Origin of the sequence: Bradyrhizobium embrapense, from assembly GCF_001189235.2 — a bacterium.
GTDB lineage: Bacteria > Pseudomonadota > Alphaproteobacteria > Rhizobiales > Xanthobacteraceae > Bradyrhizobium > Bradyrhizobium embrapense.
Map to the genome: position 1 here is coordinate 125,844 of NZ_LFIP02000014.1, position 6,422 is coordinate 132,265.

The window sequence follows — 6,422 nt, forward strand, 5'->3', positions numbered from 1 at the left end:
GTCCCCGGGGCTAGTCGCTGATAATCGGAAGAGGTGTCACCGGTGGATCGGCGGTACGCGCAAGCTGGATATCGAGGAGACTGTCGAACTCCTCCGGATTGCGCAAATTAGCCCGTCCCTCGTCAATCGCTGCCTGGAAGCTGTTCGCTCCTGTCAAGAACGTCGCTTCCAGCATCACAAGGTCGCCCGAGGTGACGTAGGCTAGCACTTCGGCGAAGTTGAGCCGAGTCAACCGCCATCCGAACTTATCGACATACGGCTTTCCAGATGTGCGTCCGATCTTATCTCCAACTTTCGGGACTGTGGCCGGCGTCTTGCCCACGACGACGAGGTCGTCATGGGTCACGTCCGAGCGCCAGTAGCCTACGAAGGCGTGTCCGGAGAGCAGGACCACGACGGGATAAATTCCGACATACTCAAAACAGGCAGCAAGAAGCAGTGCCAGATCAATGCAGGTACCGCTATTCGACTTCAGGACCTCGGTCGGTGTGCGCAACCGCTGCGTCTGCTTCGAATAGGCCGGGGGCGGGTTGATATATTGCAGCCGGTACTCATTGACGATCGCGGTCCATAGCGCCTGGACTTGCTTATCGACCCCTGCTGCTTCCTCCTGGTAGCCGTCAAAACCCGCCGCCGGCTCGTCGGTGATGCCGATCAGATAACGCCGGGCGGAGTTGACGATCTTTAAGACTGCCGGATCGCGCGGCAGCACAAAGGACGGCAGCCATGGATTGTTGTCGGTATCGTCGAGCCACTCATCGACCGGTATCAACGTTACCCGCCGCGTCTCTTCATAGGCCGTGTAGCCTTCGCAGGTAACCTTCACGTACACGGTCGAGTGCAGCCGCTCGTGCAAGGATCGCGTAAGCACCGAGGTGAGGGGGATGGTGACCCGCGACGACAGATGAATCTGCAGATCTGTAAGGAGCGGGATGGTCTGCCGGTACGGGTAGTGCTCGGTGCCGACAAAAAGCTCGACCTGGATGGTTACGTCGCGCACCGGTTTTGGCGTCAACCGCGTCAAGCTTAGCTTCCTCAACAACTCGCGATTGTTGTGCAAGAGCGAATAGTTGATCGTATCGTCGACGTCGAAGTCCACCTGGATGACCTTGTTTACGGCCGCCGTGCCTTGCTGCTGGACTTCGCTATTCACGGTTGCCATCATCGCGCCGTTCTCCGCCTGGAGGTCGCCCGCGCGGGTGGCCGTTTTTTATATTCGCGATCGTCGAATACGCTTCGCCCCATCCAGATCACGATGGACGTACCGTGGAGGTTCTTTGCGCTCACCTTCTGCCACGCTTTGAGGAATGCGTCAGAGATCGCAAGGATCGCATTGTCGGGATGACACCAAGACCAGTAAAACTCCTGAAAGAAGTTTTCAGCAATCTCGTCGTCGATCTCATCAAGAAACCCCAGCGCCACATGTGCGCCGCTTTTGACCAGTTCGCGTCCGATCCGCGCCCCGGAGTAGTACAAGTTTAGCGTGACAATGCGGGGCGGGTGACGCCCCACGAGCGTCTGGGCAAGCTGGTAGAACGAGACCGGCAACTCGCTGTCGGTGCCTTCCCAAAGGATCATGCCGTCCCGCAGACGACCATGTACATCCATCACCGCTTTCAGCCTGTCGGGGCTATCGCTCTCGAGATCTTCATAGAAGTTGTCGATGAACCAGCCGGCCTGATGGTTATCGACACCGGTGACGTGGACAGCTTCCCAGTTGTTTGAATGAAGCTCGGCTTTTAGCTTGCTGAAGGAGGGCGTCTTGAGCGTTTCCCACTCGAGTGGCCGCGACCTCTTCTTGTTCTTGACACTGACGCCGACGGCCGCCGAAATCCGCTCTTCCTCCTCATCAAAGGAATATTGGTCATTCAGCCGACCCGGCGCACTTTCAACGAACAACACACTTTTGGGCGGGTGGGGCGTGACGCGGCCGAGACCGTTGCGCAGGAGCCTCGTGATCAGGAGCGGACGAAACCGGCCTTCGGCGCGCGTGGCAGCACTAATCAGATACTCCCACGGCATTTCTGACGCCGCTTCATAAGCGTCTCCATCGTCGAACCCGCTTGGATCAAGCGTGACGAGTTCCACTTCAATACGGTCGGCCGTCGCCAGCCTCTGCAGCTGATGCTCGGAAATACCAATCGAGCGAAGGTCCTTGACGGCACGTTCGGCGAGCCGTCCACGCAGATCCGTGTCTTGAGCCCAGCGCGCGCGGACCCGGAGAATATAGGTCCACTCCTGGCTGATCCGGGCGAGGCGCTGCGGTTTGGTAACGTGGGCCTCGACAAGGACGTCGTCCAAAAGAGCCCGAACGACAACGACGGGGTCTCCAGATTGGTCCGGCGGGGCGGCCGCCCTGTCTCTGGGTCGCTTTGCCATACAAATGATCTCTTCAATGCCAGTGCTACTTGTCGATATCGGCAAGCAAGCAAAATAGATGTACGCGCTGCCAAAGCAGGCCTCGAAATCGCAATCCAGCGCCAGGTCGAGCCAGCCATCGAATAGCGCAATTTCCCGCGGGCTCGACGCAAATCAATTAATCGGTCAATCCAATCTCACGCACTAATAGCACAAGTGGTTGGTTCTACCTATAGTATTGTTGCCGCCCCCAGCCCGGGCTGCTGCGCCGTTCGGCCGCGCGGCAAGCATCCCACGTCGTGGCTACGGCCTCATGCGAAGGGTATTCTGCAGGATGGTGAGCTGGGTGTTGATCCCGCTCGTCAGCTGTTGCTGCAGAAGCATATAGGCCTTCACGTTGGTTGCGCGCCTTCCGGCGCTCGCGCGGAAGCCCGGCTTCAGCTCAGCCAAGGTCGGTAGCAGCAGCGGTTTGCCAAGATTAGGGCCTCGCGCAAACGCGAGCGTGATCTTGTCGGTATTGACCTGAGACAGTCCCCCAAGTCCGCCAGGCCCATTGAAGTGGACCAGCGCCCACGTGGGCCCGACAGCGCTTACACTCTTAGTCACGACAAACTGGATCGTGCCACCAAATACACCATCCGAATCTGCTGTTTTCTGCATGTTAAGCCCGTCGGATCGAGCCGCCATGGCAACAAAATCCGATATACCGAGCGTTCCGGACAAATTGGTGTCGGCTGGGGGACAGTCGTGCGTGGACAAACCCAAAGACCTTGGATCGATACCCGCCTTTGCCGCGAGCTCGGCAGAATACCAATCGAGATAAATCTGCCGTGCCGAGAATTGCAGGTTCTCCGTGAAGGTATGGTCACGCGACTCGCTGAGAGTGCCGCTTGCGCTAAAGGTGAATGACGTCAGCGGGTTCATGTATGACATCGTCGGCGTGAGGCCGCCGGATTCGTTGACGTCGATCGACATCGCGATCAAGACGTCGAAATCCTGACTTCGCAGAAAGGGGCCATACATACTCGACGGCGCGCTGGGATCGGCAACATCGGAGCGCACCAGATCCCTGATTTCGCATTGAATGCGCTCAACGATCGTGGTGACGGTCGGACGACCGAGGTTGGTGTAGGGAACGTCGTAATGTGGCACGGCGCAGCCGCCTACGATCGATGCAAACGCAAACGACAAAATACGGGCAAGCGCGCTTGATTGCTGCATGGCTCAGCTCAATCGTTTCGTCAAAATGAATTGGTAATAAAAAGACGGCGCTAGCTCAGGCGCACGCGCCTGGATTCCATTGACCCGTGCCGCCGCGCTGAATGCCGAGTCTGACGCATTGCGGCTCAGTTACATTGGGGACCTGTTCGGTGTGATCGTCATAGATGATCGTGCAGCAACCGAGCGGAGACGCCGCTCTCTTCGCGGTGGCTTTCTTTGCCGGTGCCTTCGTCTTTTTCTTCTTTGCGACGGTAGCCCGCCTTGCTTTTTTACGGTTGCCTTCTTCTTCGCGGCGGTCTTTTTCGTGGTCTTGCTCTTTTTCGCGGCTGCCTTTGCTTTCTTCGCCATTTCTCGTCCCCCACCTTGCGCGTGCCCCCGCACGAGTACCGCTAATCAGAGCCACCACACGCAAAAGTGCAAGGCGTAGACCGAAGCAACTCACAAAAACAAGCGGTGTGTTGCCGATCGGCGACTTGGGGTGGCGTGCCTCACTTAGGCCGCCACTCGTCACTTTGGTGTCGGAGCTGGGATCAATGTGCAGGCATCGGCTCTGCATTAAGAGACCCGATCAGCAATTTGCCCGTCGGACCAAAGTGTTGAGATCGCACCATCATATTGATGTTATCCCTGTTGCTTAGCCTATATCCAACTTCTTGCTGCCTGCCCTGCAACACGGAAAGATCGTGAAAAGCGCGGGGCAGGAGCCCTTTAGTCATGCCGAGATGCGATCGGTCCGGACAACCAAACACCGCGCTGATGTGGGGGCCGGCTTTGGTCCGCGATTGACGGCATGCCTCTCGATGGACGCATCGACTTCGAGGCCTTGGCGCTCGAGCCGCCCGACATAGAGCGGGTAGCGACCCGCTCCAGATTCTCGCAAAGCCTTCCTGCGCCAGTGCCAGTTCGATTGTGCGAAGCGCCGCTCGTTCATCCAACGGTGGAACGTCCGACAGCCGGAGCGGGTACGAAAGTAGGCGGTGTCGCCAAAACGGCCCCCGCAGTGGCTGAGTGAACTTCACGAGATCCGGGCGATCGGAGATACGCTCGCCGAATACGGCCTTCACATGATCCACGGCGACTTGCAGCCCATAGCAACGATTGACTGCACGATTGAGTTCGACATCGTGAAACATCAGGTGACTGCAGTTCGAAGGCAACAGGAATTTCGGCAAACGTGCTAGGCGGCTAGCGATCCGATCACATTGGCGCGCTCCAACGTCCGTCGCAAGGCCTCATCGGACACGTGCGTATAGATTTCGGTTGTCGCGATGCTCGAATGGCCGAGCAGCCGCTGCACGATGCGAATATCAACACCGCGCTCGATCAGAAGCGTCGCGGCCGTGTGCCGGAGCATGTGTGGCGTGATCCGCCTTTTGCTGTTTGCTAGCCTGGCAATGCCGGCCAATTGAGACCGGAAAGCGTGGGGCGTCAATCGGGAGCCGCGTTGATTGAGGAAGAGCGCGCCCTTGCCTGACAGGCGCCGACGGTCCTGAACGCGCCGCCGAAGAGCCCGTCGAAGCTCCGGATTCGTGACGTAGACGACGCGATCGCGAGAGCCCTTGCCGCGGATGCGTAAGCTGGCCGCATCCTGTGAAATATCCTCAAGATCGAGCTTGCAGAGTTCACCGACGCGAATTCCCGTGGCGATCATCAGGGCGACCTCTATCCTCTCATTCAGACGCGATCGCCTGCGTGCCGGTGAAAAACCTGCCGACGCGAGCAATGCTGCGGTTTCGTCGGCTGAAAGCGCCCGGGGTAGCCTCTTGCGTCGGGCGAGCTTGAGCCGCCAACCCACGAACGGGTCGGAGGACAAGCCTTCGTCGTGCAGGTAACGGAAAAAGCTGCGTAGGCACGCGAGTCGGCGACGGATGGTGGCCGTCGACTGCAACCGCTCGAGCCGCATGTTTTCCAGATATGCCCTCAGGATGTCCGTCGTAATCGGCTGAGATCGGCTTTTCGCCGGCAGCCAGCGGCGAAAGTCGGCGAGGTCATAGGAATAGGCGAGCAGCGTGTTGTCGGAGAGGTGTCGCTCGATTGAGCAAAACGTCAAGAATTTCTTGATCAGGTTCGGCAGTTTCACCATGTGCTCCTGCAGATAATTTGGCGCACATGTGCCGCATCGAAGGCGCGGCGGCTACGTCATCGCGGGATGATCTTGGGGTTACAGTTACCGAATGAACACCGACCACCGCCAAGCTTTACGCTCGGTGCTGTGGATAGGGCGATGTCGCGTCAGCGGCGACGCAGCCGAACGGCTTGGTTCAGCGGCCCGCTCGCCGCGTCGAGCCGTTGCGGCAGCGACCCGTCCGCCAGGACGCGATCTGCGCCGGTAATTCCGAGCCGCTGGCTTCTCGACGCCGGCGTTGCGGTCTTACGATCCAGAAATGCTCGGCAAGCACCTGGCGCCAGCAACCGGTAGTCTTCGGTCAGCTCTTCGTCTTTCGCGATATCGCGGACCGCGACACTGCCGTCCAGCCCGCTTGACAGGTTCGGCGTCTCCGAGTGGTTCAGAAACACACCATTGTCCCGCGACAGGATCATTTGCCCTGCATCCGTCATGAAGCTGCGCGATAGCAATGTGGTCTGTACCCGGGCCGGCAAGCCGCTGAGGTGCTCCAGCTTTATTTCCTGATCAATGATCGGATCAAATACCCAAATGCACGTCCCGGCCTTGAGCGGCCTGGCAGCAAAGACGCCCAAGCCGTGGATTTTGCTCGGCGCAACGTAGGTCTCAACGATCAGCAACTGACGCTCCCAAGACAGGGTCGAATCTCGGAGTGCAACTGGAGAATGTTGATATATCTGGCCGGAGTCGGTCAATATCTCGCATAACACCTGTTTAT

Annotated in this window: 6 protein-coding genes; all 6 read right to left on the bottom strand. The window is 58.6% G+C overall.

What is annotated here, in order from left to right; genetic code table 11:
• Nucleotides 1-10: 10 nt before the first annotated feature.
• The gene (locus AKN83_RS35375) at nucleotides 11-1,165 is read right to left on the bottom strand and encodes a transglutaminase-like domain-containing protein (RefSeq protein ID WP_244522223.1); all 1,155 of its coding nucleotides are present in this window, start codon (nucleotides 1,163-1,165) and stop codon (nucleotides 11-13) included.
• Nucleotides 1,162-2,301 carry a CHAT domain-containing protein gene (locus tag AKN83_RS35380; RefSeq protein ID WP_157113726.1) on the bottom strand — a complete coding sequence of 380 codons (1,140 nt, stop codon included), beginning with the start codon at nucleotides 2,299-2,301 and terminating at the stop codon, nucleotides 1,162-1,164. The genes AKN83_RS35375 and AKN83_RS35380 overlap by 4 nt, the downstream gene beginning before the upstream one ends.
• 360 nt (nucleotides 2,302-2,661) lie before the next feature.
• Complete coding sequence (locus AKN83_RS35385; protein ID WP_050400005.1) at nucleotides 2,662-3,579, bottom strand: hypothetical protein; 918 nt, start codon at nucleotides 3,577-3,579, stop codon at nucleotides 2,662-2,664.
• 55 nt (nucleotides 3,580-3,634) lie between these two features.
• Nucleotides 3,635-4,135: a hypothetical protein gene (locus tag AKN83_RS40295; protein ID WP_157113727.1), complete on the bottom strand. Its 501-nt coding sequence runs from the start codon at nucleotides 4,133-4,135 to the stop codon at nucleotides 3,635-3,637.
• A gap of 621 nt (nucleotides 4,136-4,756) precedes the next feature.
• Complete coding sequence (locus AKN83_RS35395; RefSeq protein WP_050400053.1) at nucleotides 4,757-5,659, bottom strand: tyrosine-type recombinase/integrase; 903 nt, start codon at nucleotides 5,657-5,659, stop codon at nucleotides 4,757-4,759.
• Between the two features lie 152 nt (nucleotides 5,660-5,811).
• A partial coding sequence (locus AKN83_RS35400) for an SET domain-containing protein (protein ID WP_157113729.1) occupies nucleotides 5,812-6,422 on the bottom strand: 611 nt, incomplete at its 5' end.

Coding starts and splice junctions, on each gene's coding strand:
- AKN83_RS35375 (WP_244522223.1), bottom strand. CDS start 1,165: ATGATGGCAACCGTGAATAGCGAAGTCCAGCAGCAAGGCACGGCGGCC.
- AKN83_RS40295 (WP_157113727.1), bottom strand. CDS start 4,135: ATGCAGAGCCGATGCCTGCACATTGATCCCAGCTCCGACACCAAAGTG.
- AKN83_RS35385 (WP_050400005.1), bottom strand. CDS start 3,579: ATGCAGCAATCAAGCGCGCTTGCCCGTATTTTGTCGTTTGCGTTTGCA.